The sequence below is a fragment of the Pseudomonas sp. 2hn genome, assembly GCF_019646095.1.
GTDB classification, from domain to species: domain Bacteria; phylum Pseudomonadota; class Gammaproteobacteria; order Pseudomonadales; family Pseudomonadaceae; genus Aquipseudomonas; species Aquipseudomonas peradeniyensis.
The window spans coordinates 5,718,407-5,737,010 of record NZ_CP081016.1 but is presented as its reverse complement, the minus strand read 5'-3'; the positions used below and the strand labels follow the sequence as shown (position 1 = coordinate 5,737,010).

2 protein-coding genes are annotated in these 18,604 nt (G+C 62.7%); one reads left to right on the top strand and one right to left on the bottom strand.

Features of this window, described 5'->3' with window-relative positions:
- Positions 1–5: 5 nt before the first annotated feature.
- Complete coding sequence (locus K2O50_RS25790) at positions 6–16,901, bottom strand: immunoglobulin-like domain-containing protein (RefSeq protein WP_220689956.1); 16,896 nt, start codon at positions 16,899–16,901, stop codon at positions 6–8.
- Between the two features lie 349 nt (positions 16,902–17,250).
- Between K2O50_RS25790 and K2O50_RS25785 the strand changes: the two genes are divergently transcribed.
- Positions 17,251–18,588 carry a TolC family outer membrane protein gene (locus K2O50_RS25785; RefSeq protein WP_110735609.1) on the top strand — a complete coding sequence of 446 codons (1,338 nt, stop codon included), beginning with the start codon at positions 17,251–17,253 and terminating at the stop codon, positions 18,586–18,588.
- The last annotated feature ends 16 nt before the right edge of the window (positions 18,589–18,604 follow it).

Sequence of the window (18,604 nt, the reverse complement as noted above, 5' to 3'; positions counted from 1 at the left end):
AGAGATCAGCTGTTGGAGTTGTCGATCTTGATGGTCGGGTCGGCACCGCTGATCAACGAGTTGATCGTGGTGTTGGACCAGTTCACGCCCTCGAGCTTGATGGTTACGTCGGCGTTGGCCAGGCCACCGGCGGCGTTGAGCTTGCCTTCGGTACTGACCTGCAGGGTCGACTCGCCATTGACCGTGGTGATCTTCAGGAAGTTGTCGATGGTGCTGGCCTTCTCGCCCTGGAGCAGGTCGCTCAGGTCGAGGCGGTCACCCTCGCTGGCCTTGAAGTCCTTGATCACGTCCTTGCCCAGGTCGCCGGCCTTCCACACGAAGGTGTCGGCGCCGCTGCCACCGGTCATGATGTCGTCACCCTTGCCGCCGATGAGGATGTCATTGCCGGCACCGCCGAACAGGATGTCGTTGCCTTCGCCGCCGAGCAAGGTGTCGTTGCCGGTGCCACCGAGCAGGATGTCGTTGCCCTTGCCGCCGTCGATGTAGTCGTTGCCACCCTGGCCGAAGATGATGTCGTTGCCGTTGCCGCCCAGCAGGGTATCGGCGCCGTCGTTGCTGCGCGAGACATCGAACTCGGCGTAGTTCTCGGTGATGTACTTGTGCATCGCCCGTGCGTCCACGCTGCCCGCGTCGACGCCCAGCTTGTCGGCGACATAGCCGCGGATCGCCTCGACACCGGTGCCGGCAACACCGTCGAAGACCATCAGGTCGCCGAAGATGATGTCGTTGCCGTCGCCGCCGTTGACCGTGTCGTTGCCCGGCTGGGTGACTTCGGTATGGCCGAGGATGGCCTCGGCCAGCTTGCTCGGGTCGATGTTGGTCTGTGGCTTGCCGTCGGTGTCGTACGGCTTCAGGTCGTTGGTGTTGACGCCGTTGTTGAGGCCGATGGCCTCGACTTCGGACAGGCCGGAGAGCAGCTTGAAGCTGTCCTGCGAGTTATTCACGGTCGCGTTGTCGGTGTAGCTGCCGTAACCATTACGCGAAGAGAGTTCGTAGCCACCGTTACCTTCGGCGCGGACATCGCCGGAGGTCGTCACGTTCCAGCGACCGCTCCAGCTGTTGTAGGTCTGCACGCTCAACGAACCGTTGCTGTCGATGGATAGATAGTTGGTATTGTCCAGATACTTGCCGACCGTAGTGCCAGGCTTCCAGTTGATCGAAGTCAAGTAGCTGTCCAGGGTGATGCTGGTGTTGCCCAGGGTCGGGTTGCCCTGCTCGCCGCTCTGGTAGTAGGTCGGCTTGCCATCGGTGATGAAGAACGTCTGGTTGCTGCCGGTATTGCCACCATTCTTGAGGTTCTGGAACCAGTTGGCGGTGGTCTTGAAGGCGTCCTCGTAGTTGGTGCCGCCGTCTGCCCGCAGGTTGTTCAGGGCGTTGAGCAAGGTTTGCAGGCCTGCATCGTTCAGGGTCACCGCAACGCTGCTCTTGACCTGGGTGGCGAAGTCCACCAGCAGGATATTCACGGTACCCGACTGGTCACCCTTGACGCTGGCGGCCAGGGTCTTGAACACCGACTCCAGGGACTTCTTCGCCGCATCCACGCCGGACGAGCCCATGCTGCCCGAGGTGTCGACGATGAAGGCGAGGTTGTAGTCCTGGCCCGGTACCACGTGCAGGCCGGTGACGTCAGCCACCACCACATCGTTGCCGTCGGTGCCGGTGATGTTGTCGCTGTCCGAGGACAGGTTGCTGGTGGTGTAGGACTGCGGGTAGACCGTGACCTTGATGGTGCCTTCGCTGGTCGCGGTGCTGCCGCCGACGCTCTCGGTGGAGGTCGAGCTGACCTTCACGTCGAACTGGCCGGCGTAGTAGGCCGGTGGCTTGATGGTCAGGCCGCCCAGGTTCCAGCCGGTGACGTCCACCGCGTCCTTGCCGACGGTGATGGTGTGGCCGGCGTTGTCGGCCAGCACCGAGCCTGCCGGGATGCCGCTGAGCTTGACGCTCAGGGACTCGGAGCCATCAGTGTCGGTCAGGTTGGTGCTGATGCCCACCAGCTTGACCGGGGCGCCGTTCTCGCTGCCTTCGTTGAGCTTGTAGCCGTCGTAGTAGCCCTGGTTGTTGCTGCCGTGCAGGTCGCCGACGGTCACGCCGGCGTTGGTCAGGTCCTTGACGCTCGGGTACATCGGGATGTTCGAGCTGTTGAGGTCGGTGACTGCGCCATTGCCCACCTTGATGTTGACGTCCAGGCTGCCGGGGCCAGCCTGGTTGGCGTTGTAGATCTCCAGGGTGTAGTAGCCGCTGGTGGTCGGGGTGAAGCTGCCGGAGATGGCGCCGCTGCCCGAGCCCCAGGTGCCGCTGGCGACGTTCTTGCCACCGACGACGATCTGCAGGCTGTCGTCGGCGGTGCCGCTGAACGCATAGGTCTTGCCGGCTTCCAGGTAGATCAGGCCGGAGGTCTTCGAGCCTGTGCCAGGCGACACGGTGGCGACCGTGTCGACGCCGGTGACGGTCTCGCTCTTGCTGGCATTGCCGGAGTTGGCGAAGACGTTCTTCAGCGCATCGCCGGTGATGCCGTTGCCGCCGTTGCCCAGGCCCGTGAGGCTGTTCCAGGTTTCCTTGAGCAGGCCGATGGAGTTGACGTTGTTGTTGCCGATGTTCAGGTCAGGCTTGTCGGCCACAGGCGCGATATCGACCTTCATGGTCACTTCGCTACCGGCGTTGGTGCCGTCGTTGGGCTTGTACTTGATCTGCGCGTAGTCGGCCTGCTTGTTGCCCACGCCGCTGCCGCCATAGCCGTCGACGCCCGACTGGTTGGCGAGTGGCACGAACTTGAGCTTGCCGGCGGCGATGTCGGCCTGGCTGATGTTCTGGTTCAGCGACACATCGACCCACGAGGTGCCGTTGAAGAACTTCAGGTTGCCCAGGTCCGGCAGCTTGCTGATGGTCACCGACAGGCCGGTGTTGCCATCGGCGTCGCTGACGTTGAAGTCGCCCCACTTGAACACGTAGTCGGTGTCTTCGCTGCCGGTCACGGCGCCACCGGTCGACACCGGCGCGTGGTCGTTGTCGATGATGGTGGTGGTGACGCTGGACTTGCCGGCGTCGACCTGCAGGTTCTCGAAGCCGCCGCCGGTGGCGCCGGTGATCTTGACCGTGAAGTTCTCCGAACCCTCGACCAGCTTGTCGTCGATGGTCTTGATGTCGAAGGTGGTGCCGCTGCTGCCCGCCGGGATCTTCACGGTGACCACACCGGTGAAGTCCTGGCCGTCGGTGGCGGTGCCGCTGTAGGTCAGGGTGATGGTCACCTCGGACTTCGACGGGTTGCTCAGGGTCAGGTTGTAGTGGGCGGTATCGCCTTCGGTCACCGAGGTGTCGCCGCTGATGCCGACGGTGGTCAGGTCGCCCTGGCCGCTCGGCTCGTCGGTGACGCTGGTGGTGACGGTGTTGCTGCCCAGGGTCAGCTTCTCGAAGTTGTCGCCACCGGCGACCGATTCGATCTTGTTGACGATGTTCGGCTGGCCACCGACGTACGGGTCGTCCTTGGCGGTGATGGTGAAGGTGCCGCTGGCGCTGCCGGCCGGAATGCTGACCTTGGTGCCATCGGTCAGGGTGAAGGTCAGGCCGTTGTGGCCAGTGACCGACAGGCCCTGGGCGTTGGTCAGGGTCACGGTGTAGGTGATCTGGCCGCCTTCGCTGACGGTGGTCTTGTCGGCGGAAAGGGTGGCCACGACTTCACTGATGGTGTCGGTGATCTGCACGGTGGCGTTGCCGCCCAGCTCGAGGTTCTCGAAGGTCTTGCCGGTGACAGCGGCATCGGTGATGCCGACGGTCAGCGAGCTGCCATCCTTGAACACGTCGTCGCCTTGGGCGGAGGCCTTGTACTCGACCTGGGTCTGGCCAGCCGGAATGATTACCTTGGCACCGTTGCTCAGGGTCACGGTCAGGTCCTGGTCGAGCTTCTGGCTGACCTTGACGCTGAACGATGGCTGCTGGTCTTCGGTAACGTTGCCGTTGCCGACGATGGTGACCGAGACCTTGTCGCCCTGGTTGCCGGTGCCCGGGATGCCCGATCCTGGCTCGTCAGTGACGGTAGTCTTCACTTCGTTCTGGCCCAGGGTCAGTTTTTCGAAGTTGTCGCCGCCAGTGACGCTGGTGATCTTGTTGCTGATGGTCGGCTGGCCACCGACGAACACGTCGTCCGCAGCGGTGATGGTGAAGGTGCCGCTGGCGCTGCCGGCCGGGATGCTGACCTTGGTGCCGTCGGTCAGGGTGAAGGTCAGGCCGTTGTGGCCGGTGACCGACAGGCCCTGGGCGTTGGTCAGGGTTACGGTGTAGGTGATCTGGCCGCCCTCGGCAACGGTGGTCTTGTCGGCAGACAAGGTGGCCACGACTTCGCTGATGGTGTCGGTGATCTGCACGGTGGCGTTGCCGCCGAGTTCGAGGTTCTCGAAGGTCTTGCCGGTGACTGTGGCGTCGGTGACACCTACGGTCAGCGAGCTGCCGTCCTTGAACACGTCGTCGCCTTGGGCGGCGGCCTTGTACTCGACCTGGGTCTGGCCGGCCGGAATGACTACCTTGGCGCCATTGCTAAGGGTGACGGTCAGGTCCTGGTCGAGCTTCTGGCTGACCTTGACGGTGAACGATGGCTGCTGGGCTTCGTTGACATCGCCATTGCCGACGATGGTGACCGAGACCTTGTCGCCCTGGTTGCCGGTGCCTGGAGTGCCCGAGCCCGGTTCATCGGTCACCGTGGTGGTCAGGGTATTGCTGCCGAGCGTCAGCTTCTCGAAGTTGCCGCCACCGGTGACGGACTCGATCTTGTTGACGATGCTCGGCTGGCCGCCGACGAATACGTCGTCCTTGGCGGTGATGGTCACGGTGCCGCTGGCGCTGCCCGCCGGGATGGTGACCTTGGTGCCGTCGGACAGGGTGAAGGTCAGGCCGTTGTGGCCGGTGACCGACAGGCCCTGGGCGTTGGTCAGGGTCACGGTGTAGGTGAACTGGCCACCCTCGGCAACCGTGGTCTTGTCGGCGGACAGGGTCGCGACGACTTCGCTGATGGTGTCGGTGATCTGCACGGTGGCCGAACCGCCGAGCTCGAGGTTCTCGAAGGTCTTGCCGACCACGCTGGCATCGGTGATGCCGACGGTGAGCGGGCCGCCATCCTTGAACACGTCGTCGCCCTGGACCGGCGCCTTGTACTCGACCTGGGTCTGGCCAGCCGGGATGATTACCTTGGCGCCATTGCTCAGGGTCACGGTCAGGTCCTGGTCGAGCTTCTGGCTGACCTTGACGGTGAACGACGGCTGCTGGGCTTCGTTGACATCGCCATTGCCGACGATGGTGACCGAGACCTTGTCGCCCTGGTTGTCGGTGCCTGGAGTGCCCGAGCCCGGTTCGTCGGTGACCGAGGTCTTCACTTCGTTCTGACCCAGGGTCAGTTTCTCGAAGTTGTCGGCACCGGTGACGCCGGTGATCTTGTTGCTGATGGTGGCCTGGCCGCCGACGAACACATCGTCCGGCGCGTTGATGGTGGCGGTACCAGTGGCGCTGCCGGCCGGGATGGTGACCTTGGTGCCGTCGGACAGGGTGAAGGTCAGGCCGTTATGACCGGTGACCGACAGGCCCTGGGCGTTGGTCAGGGTCACGGTGTAGGTGACCTGGCCACCTTCGGTGACGGTGGTCTTGTCGGCGGACAAGGTGGCGACCACTTCACTGATGGTATCGGTGATCTGCACGGTGGCGTAACCGCCCAGCTCGAGGTTCTCGAAGGTCTTGCCGGTGACAGCGGCATCGGTGATGCCGACGGTCAGCGAGCTGCCATCCTTGAACACGTCATCGCCTTGGGCGGCGGCCTTGTACTCGACCTGGGTCTGGCCAGCGGGAATGATCACCTTGGCGCCATTGCTCAGGGTCACGGTCAGGTCCTGGTCGAGCTTCTGGCTGACCTTGACGGTGAACGACGGCTGTTGGTCTTCGGTAACGTTGCCGTTGCCGACGATGGTGACCGAGACCTTGTCGCCCTGGTTGCCGGTGCCCGGTGTGCCTGATCCTGGCTCGTCAGTGACGGTAGTCTTCACTTCGTTCTGACCCAGGGTCAGTTTCTCGAAGTTGTCGGCACCGGTGACACCGGTGATCTTGTTGCTGATGGTCGGCTGTCCGCCGACGAACACGTCGTCCGCAGCGGTGATGGTGAAGGTACCGCTGGCGCTACCGGCCGGGATGGTGACCTTGGTGCCATCGGTCAGGGTGAAGGTCAGGCCGTTGTGGCCGGTGACCGACAGGCCCTGGGCGTTGGTCAGGGTCACGGTGTAGGTGATCTGGCCGCCCTCGGAAACGGTGGTCTTGTCGGCGGACAAGGTGGCCACGACTTCACTGATGGTGTCGGTGATTTGCACGGTGGCGTTGCCACCCAGCTCGAGGTTCTCGAAGGTATGGCCCGGAACCGTGGCATCGGTGATACCGACGGTCAGCGAGCTGCCGTCCTTGAACACGTCGTCGCCCTGTGCGGCGGCCTTGTACTCGGCCTGGGTCTGACCGGCCGGGATCACCACCTTGTCGCCGTTGGACAGGGTGACGGTCAGGTCGTAGCCAAGCTTCTGGCTGACCTTGACGGTGAACGACGGCTGCTGGTCTTCGGTGACGTTGCCGTTGCCGACGATGGTGACGGACACCTTGTCGCCCTGGTTGTCGGTGCCTGGAGTTCCGGTGCCCGGCTCGTCGGTCACGGAAGTCTGCACTTCGTTCTGACCCAGGGTCAGTTTCTCGAAGTTGTCGGCACCGGTGACGCCGGTGATCTTGTTGCTGATGGTAGCCTGGCCGCCGACGAAGACGTCGTCAGGCGCCGTGATGCTGGCGTTACCGCTGGCGCTGCCGGCCGGGATGGTGACCTTGGTGCCGTCGCTGAGGGTAAAGGTCAGGCCGTTGTGGCCGGTGACCGACAGGCCCTGGGTGTTGGTCAGGGTCACGGTGTAGGTGATCTGGCCGCCTTCGGACACGGTGGTCTTGTCGGCGGACAGGGTGGCGACCACTTCACTGATGGTATCGGTGATCTGCACGGTGGCGTTGCCACCCAGCTCGAGGTTCTCGAAGGCCTTGCCGGTGACAGCGGCATCGGTGATGCCCACGGTCAGCGAGCTGCCATCCTTGAACACGTCGTCGCCCTGGGCTGCGGCTTTGTACTCGACCTGGGTCTGGCCGGCCGGGATCACCACCTTGTCGCCATTGCTCAGGGTGACGGTCAGGTCCTGGCCGAGCTTCTGGCTGACCTTGACGGTGAACGACGGCTGCTGGTCTTCGGTGACATTGCCGTTGCCGACGATGGTGACCGAGACCTTGTCGCCCTGGTTGTCGGTGCCTGGCGTGCCAGTGCCTGGCTCATCAGTCACACTCGTGGTGACGGTGTTGTCACCCAGCGTGAGCTTCTCGAAGTTGTCTGCACCGCTGACACCCTCGATCTTGTTGACGATCGAAGGCTGGCCGCCGACGAATACATCGTCAGGGGCGGTGATGGTGAAGGTGCCGCTGGCGCTGCCGGCTGGAATGGTGACCTTGGTGCCGTCGGTCAAGGTGAAGGTCAGGCCATTGTGGCCAGTGACCGACAGGCCTTGGGCGTTGGTCAGGGTCACGGTGTAGGTGATCTGGCCGCCTTCGGTGACGGTGGTCTTGTCGGCGGTGAGGGTGGCGACCACTTCGCTGACAGTGTCGGTGATCTGCACCGAGGCATTGCCGCCCAGTTCAAGATTTTCGAAGGCCTTGCCATCGACAGCGGCATCGGTGATGCCGACGGTCAGGGTATCGCCGTCCTTGAAGACGTCGTCGCCTTGGGCTTTCGCCTTGTACTCGGCCTCGGTTTGACCGGCTGGAATGACGACTTTGTCGCCATTCGACAGGGTCACGGTCAGGTCGTGGTCCAGCTTCTGGCTGACCTTGACGGTGAAGGCCGGCTGCTGGTCTTCGGTGACATCGCCCTTGCCGACGATGGTGACGGTGACCTTGTCGCCCTGGTTATCGGTACCCGGAGTGCCGGTGCCCGGTTCGTCAGTGACGGAGGTCTTCACTTCGTCCTGACCCAGGGTCAGTTTTTCGAAGTTGTCAGCACCGGTGACACCTTCCAGCTTGTTGGTGATGGTCGGTTGACCACCAACGAACACGTCGTCCGGAGCGGTGATGGTGAAGGTGCCGCTGGCGCTACCGGCTGGAATGGTGACCTTGGTGCCGTCGGTCAGGGTGAAGGTCAGGCCGTTATGGCCGTTGACCGGCAGACCTTGGGCGTTGGTCAGGGTCACGGTATAGGTGATCTGGCCGCCTTCGGTGACGGTGGTCTTGTCGGCGGTCAGGGTGGCGACCACTTCGCTGACAGTGTCGGTGATCTGCACCGAGGCGTTGCCACCCAGCTCCAGGTTCTCGAAGGCTTTGCCATCAACGGCAGCATCGGTGATGCCGACGGTCAGGGTGTCACCGTCTTTGAAGACGTCATCACCTTGGGCCTTTGCTTTGTACTCGGCTTCAGTCTGACCGGCCGGAATGACGACTTTGTCGCCGTTCGACAGGGTCACGGTCAGGTCGTGGTCCAGCTTCTGGCTGACCTTGACGGTGAAGGCCGGCTGCTGGTCTTCGGTGACATCGCCTTTGCCGACGATGGTGACGGTGACCTTGTCGCCCTGGTTGTCGGTGCCAGGAGTACCAGTGCCCGGTTCGTCAGTGACGGAGGTCTTCACTTCGTCCTGACCCAGGGTCAGTTTTTCGAAGTTGTCGGCACCGGTCACGCCTTCCAGCTTGTTGGTGATGGTCGGTTGACCACCAACGAACACGTCGTCAGGAGCCGTAATGGTGAAGGTACCGCTGGCGCTGCCCGCTGGAATGGCGACCTTGGTGCCGTCGGTCAGGGTGAAGGTCAGGCCGTTATGGCCGTTGACCGGCAGACCTTGGGCATTGGTCAGCGTCACGGTGTAGGTGATCTGGCCGCCTTCGGTGACGGTGGTCTTGTCGGCGGTCAGGGTGGCGACCACTTCGCTGACAGTGTCGGTGATCTGCACCGAGGCGTTGCCGCCCAGTTCCAGATTCTCGAAGGCCTTGCCGTCAACGGCAGCATCGGTGATGCCGACGGTCAGGGTATCGCCGTCCTTGAAGACGTCGTCGCCTTGAGCCTTGGCCTTGTACTCGGCTTCGGTCTGACCAGCAGGGATCACGACCTTGTCGCCATTCGACAGAGTCACGGTCAGGTCATGGTCCAGCTTCTGGCTGACCTTGACGGTGAAGGCTGGCTGCTGGTCTTCGGTGACATCGCCTTTGCCAACGATAGTAACGGTGACCTTGTCGCCCTGGTTGTCGGTACCAGGAGTACCAGTGCCAGGTTCATCAGTCACGGTCGTGGTGACGGTGTTGTCGCCGAGGGTCAGCTTCTCGAAGTTATCGCCACCGGCAACCGATTCGATCTTGTTGACGATGCTCGGCTGGCCACCGACGAATACGTCGTCAGGGGCGGTGATGGTGAAGGTGCCGCTGGCGCTGCCGGCTGGAATGGTGACCTTGGTGCCGTCGGTGAGGGTGAAGGTCAGGCCATTGTGGCCATTGACCGGCAGACCTTGGGCATTGGTCAGCGTCACGGTGTAGGTGATCTGGCCGCCTTCGGTGACGGTGGTCTTATCCGCAGTCAGGGTCGCAACGACCTCGCTGACGGTGTCGGTGATCTGGACGGAGGCGTTGCCGCCCAGTTCCAGGTTTTCGAAGGCCTTGCCATCGACGGCGGCATCGGTGATGCCAACGGTCAAGGTATCGCCGTCCTTGAAGACGTCATCGCCCTGAGCCTTGGCCTTGTACTCGGCTTCGGTCTGGCCGGCCGGAATGACGACCTTGTCGCCGTTGGACAGGGTCACGGTCAGGTCGTGGTCCAGCTTCTGGCTGACCTTGACGGTGAAGGCTGGCTGCTGGTCTTCGGTGACATCGCCTTTGCCCACGATGGTGACGGTGACCTTGTCGCCCTGGTTGTCAGTGCCTGGAGTACCGGTACCCGGCTCGTCAGTCACGTTTGTGGTGACCGAGTTGTCGCCAAGGGTCAGCTTCTCGAAGTTATCGCCACCGGCAACCGATTCGATCTTGTTGACGATGCTCGGCTGGCCGCCCACGAACACATCGTCCGGTGCGGTGATGGTGAAAGTGCCGCTGGCGCTGCCGGCCGGGATGGTGACCTTGGTGCCGTCGGTGAGGGTGAAGGTCAGGCCGTTGTGGCCGTTGACCGGCAGACCCTGGGCGTTGGTCAGGGTCACGGTGTAAGTGATCTGACCGCCTTCGGTGACGGTGGTCTTGTCAGCGGTCAGGGTCGCGACGACTTCACTGACGGTGTCGGTGATCTGCACGGTGGCGTTGCCGCCCAGTTCCAGATTCTCGAAGGTCTTGCCATCAACGACTGCATCAGTGATGCCGACGGTCAGCGAGCTGCCATCCTTGAAGACGTCATCCCCCTGGGCATCCGCCTTGTACTCGATCTGGGTCTGGCCAGCCGGAATCACCACCTTGGCGCCGTTGCTCAAGGTGACGGTCAGGTCCTGTTCCAGCTTCTGGTTGACCTTGACGGTAAAGGACGGTTGCAGGTCTTCGGTGACATCGCCGTTGCTGACAATGGTGACGGACACCTTGTTGCCGGTATCCGGATCATCAGTGACGGTGGTGGTGAGTGTTTCCTTGCCGAGGGTCAGCTTCTCGAAGTTGTCCGCGCCGCTGACACCTTCAAGCTTGTTCACGATCGAGGGCTGGCCGCCGACGAATACGTCGCTCGGGGCGGTGATGGTGAAGGTACCGCTGGCGCTGCCAGCTGGAACGGTGACCTTGGTGCCATCGGTCAGGGTGAAGGTCAGGCCGTTATGGCCGTTGACCGGCAGACCCTGGGCATTGGTCAGCGTCACGGTGTAGGTGATCTGGCCGCCTTCGGTGACGGTGGTCTTGTCGGCGGTGAGGGTTGCGACGACTTCGCTGATGGTGTCGGTGATCTGCACCGAGGCGTTGCCGCCCAGCTCCAGATTCTCGAAGGCCTTGCCATCGACGGCGGCATCGGTGATACCGACGGTCAGGGTGTCGCCGTCCTTGAAGACGTCATCGCCCTGGGCCTTGGCCTTGTACTCGGCTTCGGTCTGGCCGGCCGGGATCACCACCTTGTCGCCATTGGACAGGGTGACGGTCAGGTCATGGTCCAGTTTCTGGCTGACCTTGACGGTGAAGGCCGGCTGCTGGTCTTCGGTGACATCGCCCTTGCCGACGATGGTGACGGTGACCTTGTCGCCCTGGTTGTCGGTACCTGGAGTGCCAGTGCCCGGCTCGTCAGTGACGGAGGTCTTCACTTCGTCCTGACCCAGGGTCAGTTTTTCGAAGTTGTCGGCACCGGTCACGCTTTCCAATTTGTTGGTGATGGTCGGTTGACCACCAACGAACACGTCGTCCGGTGCAGTAATGGTAAAGGTACCGCTGGCGCTACCGGCCGGAATGGTGACCTTGGTGCCATCGGTCAGGGTGAAAGTCAGGCCATTGTGGCCGTTGACCGGCAGACCTTGGGCATTGGTCAGCGTCACGGTGTAGGTGATCTGGCCGCCTTCGGTGACGGTGGTCTTATCCGCAGTCAGGGTCGCAACGACCTCGCTGACGGTGTCGGTGATCTGGACGGAGGCGTTGCCGCCCAGTTCCAGGTTTTCGAAGGCCTTGCCATCGACGGCGGCATCGGTGATGCCGACGGTCAGGGTGTCGCCGTCCTTGAAGACGTCATCGCCCTGGGCCTTGGCCTTGTACTCGGCTTCGGTCTGGCCGGCCGGGATCACCACCTTGTCGCCATTGGACAGGGTGACGGTCAGGTCATGGTCCAGTTTCTGGCTGACCTTGACGGTGAAGGCCGGCTGTTGGTCTTCGGTCACATCGCCCTTGCCGACGATGGTGACGGTGACCTTGTCGCCCTGGTTGTCGGTACCTGGAGTGCCAGTGCCCGGTTCGTCGGTCACGCTCGTGGTGACTGTGTTGTCGCCGAGGGTCAGCTTCTCGAAGTTGTCGCCACCGGCAACCGATTCGATTTTGTTGACGATGCTCGGCTGGCCGCCGACGAATACGTCGTCCGGCGCGGTGATGGTGAAGGTGCCGCTGGCACTGCCCGCGGGGATCGTCACCTTGGTGCCATCGGTCAGGGTGAAGGTCAGGCCATTATGGCCATTGACCGGCAGGCCTTGGGCGTTGGTCAGCGTCACGGTGTAGGTGATCTGGCCGCCTTCGGTGACGGTGGTCTTGTCGGCAGTCAGGGTCGCAACGACCTCGCTGACGGTGTCGGTGATTTGGACGGAGGCATTGCCACCCAGCTCCAGATTCTCGAAGGCCTTGCCATCGACGGCAGCGTCGGTGATGCCAACGGTCAAGGTATCGCCGTCTTTGAAGACGTCATCACCTTGGGCTTTGGCTTTGTACTCGGCTTCGGTCTGACCGGCTGGAATGACGACTTTGTCGCCGTTCGACAGGGTCACGGTCAGGTCATGGTCGAGCTTCTGGCTGACCTTGACGGTGAAGGCCGGCTGCTGGTCTTCGGTGACATCGCCTTTGCCGACGATGGTGACGGTGACCTTATCGCCCTGGTTGTCGGTGCCTGGAGTGCCGGTACCAGGCTCATCGGTCACGGTTGTGGTGATCGTGTTGTCGCCGAGGGTCAGCTTCTCGAAGTTGTCGCCGCCGGCAACCGACTCGATCTTGTTGACGATGCTCGGCTGGCCACCGACGAATACATCGTCCGCAGCGGTTATGGTGAAGGTACCGCTGGTGCTACCGGCCGGAATGGTGACCTTGGTGCCATCGGTCAGGGTGAAGGTCAGGCCGTTGTGGCCGTTGACCGGCAGACCTTGGGCGTTGGTCAGCGTCACGGTGTAGGTGATCTGGCCGCCTTCGGTGACGGTAGTCTTGTCGGCAGTGAGGGTCGCAACGACTTCACTGACGGTGTCGGTGATCTGGACAGAAGCGTTGCCGCCCAGCTCCAGATTCTCGAAGGCCTTGCCGTCAACGGCAGCATCGGTGATGCCGACAGTCAGGGTGTCGCCGTCTTTGAAGACGTCGTCGCCCTGAGCCTTGGCTTTGTACTCGGCTTCGGTCTGACCGGCTGGGATGACCACCTTGTCACCGTTGGAAAGGGTGACAGTCAGGTCGTGGTCGAGCTTCTGGCTGACCTTGACGGTGAAGGCGGGTTGCTGGTCTTCGGTGACATCGCCTTTGCCGACGATGGTAACGGTGACCTTGTCGCCTTGGTTGTCGGTGCCCGGAGTGCCGGTGCCCGGTTCATCAGTGACGGAGGTCTTCACTTCGTCCTGACCCAGGGTCAGTTTTTCGAAGTTGTCGGCGCCGGTGACGCCTTCGATCTTGTTGACGATCGAAGGCTGGCCGCCGACGAATACGTCGTCAGGGGCGGTGATGGTGAAGGTGCCGCTGGCGTTGCCGGCCGGAATGGTGACCTTGGTGCCGTCGGTGAGGGTGAAGGTCAGGCCGTTATGGCCATTCACCGGCAGACCTTGGGCGTTGGTCAGGGTGACGGTGTAGGTGATCTGACCACCTTCGGTGACGGTAGTCTTGTCGGCGGTGAGGGTCGCGACGACTTCACTGACGGTGTCGGTGATCTGCACCGAGGCGTTGCCGCCCAGTTCCAGATTCTCGAAGGACTTGCCATCAACGGCAGCATCGGTGATGCCGACGGTCAGAGTATCGCCGTCCTTGAAGACGTCATCACCTTGAGCCTTGGCCTTGTACTCGGCTTCGGTCTGGCCGGCCGGAATGACGACCTTGTCGCCGTTGGACAGGGTCACGGTCAGGTCGTGGTCCAGCTTCTGGCTGACCTTGACGGTGAAGGCTGGCTGCTGGTCTTCGGTGACATCGCCTTTGCCCACGATGGTGACGGTGACCTTGTCGCCCTGGTTGTCAGTGCCTGGAGTACCGGTACCCGGCTCGTCAGTCACGTTTGTGGTGACCGAGTTGTCGCCAAGGGTCAGCTTCTCGAAGTTATCGCCACCGGCAACCGATTCGATCTTGTTGACGATGCTCGGCTGGCCGCCCACGAACACATCGTCCGGTGCGGTGATGGTGAAAGTGCCGCTGGCGCTGCCGGCTGGGATGGTGACCTTGGTGCCGTCGGTGAGGGTGAAGGTCAGGCCGTTGTGGCCATTCACCGGCAGACCCTGAGCGTTGGTCAGGGTGACGGTGTAGGTGATCTGACCACCTTCGGACACCGTGGTCTTGTCGGCGGTGAGGGTCGCGACGACTTCACTGACGGTGTCGGTGATCTGCACCGAGGCGTTGCCACCCAGCTCCAGATTTTCGAAGGCCTTGCCGTCGACGGTGGCATCGGTGATGCCGACGGTCAAGGTATCGCCGTCTTTGAAGACGTCATCGCCTTGAGCTTTCGCTTTGTACTCGGCTTCGGTCTGACCGGCCGGAATAACGACTTTGTCGCCGTTCGATAGGGTCACGGTCAGGTCATGGTCCAGCTTCTGGCTGACCTTGACGGTGAAGGCTGGCTGTTGGTCTTCGGTGACATCGCCTTTGCCGACGATGGTAACGGTGACTTTGTCGCCCTGGTTGTCGGTACCAGGAGTACCAGTACCCGGTTCATCGGTCACGGTCGTGGTGACGGTGTTGTCGCCGAGGGTCAGCTTCTCGAAGTTATCGCCACCGGCAACCGACTCGATCTTGTTGACGATGCTCGGCTGGCCACCGACGAACACATCGTCCGGAGCTGTAATGGTGAAGGTGCCGCTGGCGCTGCCGGCTGGAATGGTGACCTTGGTGCCGTCGGTCAAGGTGAAGGTCAGGCCATTGTGGCCAGTGACCGACAGGCCTTGGGCGTTGGTCAAGGTCACGGTGTAGGTGATCTGGCCACCTTCGGTGACGGTGGTTTTGTCGGCGGTGAGGGTCGCGATCACTTCACTGACGGTGTCGATGATCTGCACAGTGGCATCGCCACCCAGTTGCAGGTTCTCGAAGGTCTTGCCCGCCACGCTGGCATCGGTCACGCCAAGGGTCACCGAGCTGGCGTCCTTGAACACGTCGTCGCCCTGGGCCGGCAGGCTGTAGGTGGCCTGGGTCTGGCCGGCGCTGATGACCACGGTGGCGCCATTGGACAGGGTCACGGTCAGGTCATGATCGAGCTTCTGGCTGACCGACACGGTGAAGGTCGGCTGTTCGGCCTCGGTGACATTGCCATTGCTGGCGATGCTGACGGTCACCGTGTCGATGCTGTCGCTGATCACGGTCTGGGTCGGCGTGGTGTCGGGCTCCAGCTTCTCGAAGTTGCCGCCGGTGGCTCCGGTGATGCTGGTGCTGACCGTGCTGCCATTGACGAACACATCGTTGGCCGGGGTCTGGAAGTCGACGCTGCCGGTGCTTTCGCCGGCCTTGACGGTGATGGTCTGGCCGTTGGACAGGGTGACGGTGACCGGAGTCTGGGCCGGGTTGGTCAGGGTCACGGTGTAGGTGATCACGCCGCCTTCGGTGACGCTCGGGGTCGCGGTCAGGGTGGCGGTGGTGGTGTCGATCGAGTCGTTGATCAGCGTCTCGGCTGGCGTCGGGTTCGGCTCCAGTTTCTCGAAGTTACCACCCGTTGCCCCCGTGATCGTGGTGCTGACGGTGCTGCCGTTGTTGTAGACGTCATTGGCCGGGGTCTGGAAGTCGACGCTGCCGGACGACTTGCCGGCTTCGATGGTGACGGTCTGGCCATTGGACAGGGTGACGGTGACCGGGGTCTGGGCCGGGTTGGTCAGGGTCACGGTGTAGGTGATCACGCCGCCCTCGGTCACGCTCGGAGTCGCGGTCAGGGTGGCGATGGTGGTGTCGACAGAGTCGTTGATCTTCGTTTCAGCGGGTGCCGGGTTCGGCTCCAGTTTCTCGAAGTTGCCACCCGTTGCCCCCGTGATCGTGGTGCTGACGGTGCTGCCGTTGTTGTAGACGTCATTGGCCGGAGTCTGGAAATCGACGCTGCCGGATGACTTGCCGGCCTCGATGGTGACGGTCTGGCCATTGGACAGGGTGACGGTGACCGGGGTCTGGGCCGGGTTGTTCAAGGTCACGGTGTAGGTGATCACGCCACCTTCGGTCACGCTCGGGGTCGCGGTGAGCGTGGCGGTGGTGGTGTCGATGGTGTCGGTGACCTGGGTCACCGCCGGGGTGGTGCTTGGCGTGACGATCAGGCCGTTACCGCCAGTCGTGCCGGTAATGGTCGCGGAGATCTGGCCGCCATCGATGTAGGGCGTGTCGTTGGCCGGGATGTCGACGTTGACGGTGCCGGTGGTCTGGCCGGCCGGGATCACGATGACGGCGCCGTTGGACAGGGTCACGGTCAGGTTGGTCAGCGGTGGCTGGCCAACGGTGGCGGTATAGACGATGACGCCACCCGCCTCGGTGATCGTGGGGGTGGCGCTCAGGGTCAGCCCTGTCGTGAGCGGGACGTTGGTCGTGTTGGTGCTGGCAGCGTTGCCGTCCAGCCCGCCCAGCTCCTCGACCGCCAGGCCGTTGGCGAAGCCTATCGGGCCGGTGGGGAAGCCGATGCTCGGGTCGACTACCCCGGCGGTCTCCTCGAGCAGGACGAAGCTGTGCCCGCCGCCAACCGAGCCGCCGCCTGCCGCGGCCGGGCCGGCTGCGGTGGCTTCGAGTTCGGTGGTCGGGTCGACACCGGCGGCGATGGCCTGTTGCAGCTCTTCGACCGAGGGCGCGGCTTGCGCGGTGGCCTGGCTCAGGTCAGTGCTGCTGTCGGGCGCGTCGGCGCTCCACTGTGTGTCGCGGCCCAGGTCGAGCACGCGGCCGTCGGCCAGCTCCAGGGTGACCGCGCCGCCCGCGCCGGTGTCTACCTGTTCACCCGCCAGCAGGCGATCGCCTTCGATCAGTACGCGCCGGATGCCTTCTGGGGAAACTGCGATGACTTGGCCAACAATGCTTTTGACGATGGCGACAACAGTGCTCATTGGACTCTCCGGGCTACCTGTTCAGTTGGCTTCCATGCCTGGCCGGCGTTCGAGGGCGGCGACTGATGGAATGTTTCAAATATGTTTTTGACGCTGATTTGCGTCAATTTTACGTCTATAATTTCTGGCTATTAAGTTTATGCCAAACTATTGACCTTCTGGCTGCCATCCTAAACAATCGCCAAGGTAATGTCACATTGATATTTGGCCAGCTAAGCCCTTTCTTTTGTATTAATCGCACTGCCTATTCGGAAGCTTCCTACATACAGGATCAGGGTTTGCCATTTTCCAGGGCAGGCACGGCTTCGGCTGTGATTTGGGACAACAGCTCTCTCGGGAACCAGTAAAAATGCGTGCGTCACTGTTCACCGCTCTTCCTTTCGCTCTCGCCGCCACATTCGTTCAAGCACAAACCTTGCCCGAAGCCATGCAGAAGGCCCTTGAGGTCCATCCGGAAATCCAGGCCGGCGTGAACGCCCGCACGGCTGCGGACTATCAGCTGCGCGCCGCCCAGGGCGGCTATTTGCCGCGGGTCGACGTGACCGCCGGCTATGGTCGTGAGGGCACCGACAGCCCGAGCACCCGCAACCGCTGGGAGACCCTGAACCGTGGCGAGTCGGCCATCCGCCTGCGGCAGATGGTCTTCGACGGCTTCGCCACCTCCAGCGAGGTCGGCCGTCAACAGGCCACCGTCAACGCCCGCGCCTACTCCCTGCTGGGGACCTCCGAGCGTACCGCGCTGACCGTCGCCCAGGTCTACCTGGACGTGCTGTCGCGCCGCGAGATGGTGCGCCTGGCCGAAGACAACCTGCGCAACCACGAGCGCATCCTCGACCAGATCAAGCTGCGCACCAGCCGTGGCGTCGGCCGCCTGGCCGACCTCGACCAGGCCGAGGCGCGCCTGGCCCAGGCCCGCAACAACCTGATCACCGAGCAGACCAACCTGGCCGACGCCAACACCAACTACCTGAGCGTCGTCGGGCAAATGCCCGACGAGTTAAGCACGCCCGCGCCATTTGTCGACCTGCTGCCGGCCACCCTCGACGAGGCCCGCCACCAGCTGGTCGAGGAAAGCCCGATCCTGCGCTCGGCCGAGTCGGACATCGCCGCCGCCGAGAAGCAATACGAAGCGGCAAAGTCTACGTTCTATCCACGATTCGATGCCGAACTCGGACGAACGGCCGACAACAACCTCGACGGCGCCGTCGGCCACAACAACGAATGGCAGGCCATGCTGCGCATGAACTTCAATTTGTACGCCGGTGGCAGCAACAAGGCCGACCTGGAATCGAAGTCGTACCTGGCCAACCAGGCCCTGGACATTCGCAACAACGCCTTGCGCCAGCTCAATGAGGAGTTAGGCTTGGCATGGAATGCTCTGGAGAACGCCAACGCCCAGGTGCCGATTGCCCAGCAGTACGTCGATCACAGCAACCGCGTGCGCAGTGCCTACCAGCAGCAGTTCGGCCTGGGCGAGCGTACCTTGCTCGACCTGCTCGACAGCGAGAATGAAACCTTCACCGCCCAGCGTCGCCTGGTAGAGGTGAAGAACACACAAATGTTTACTCAGTATCGAATCAAGGCGACCATTGGTCAGCTGCTCAAGAGCCAGGGTGTCGTAGCACCGATGGCGTCCGTTGTGCAGAACGACCTGAAACCCAAGGTGAACCTGCCAGGCATGAACTGAAAGGCGCACCTTGAAT

What these genes read in the sequence shown, in the direction of transcription:
- K2O50_RS25790 (WP_220689956.1), bottom strand. Translation starts at nt 16,901, where the DNA reads ATGAGCACTGTTGTCGCCATCGTCAAAAGCATTGTTGGCCAAGTCATC.
- K2O50_RS25785 (WP_110735609.1), top strand. Translation starts at nt 17,251, where the DNA reads ATGCGTGCGTCACTGTTCACCGCTCTTCCTTTCGCTCTCGCCGCCACA.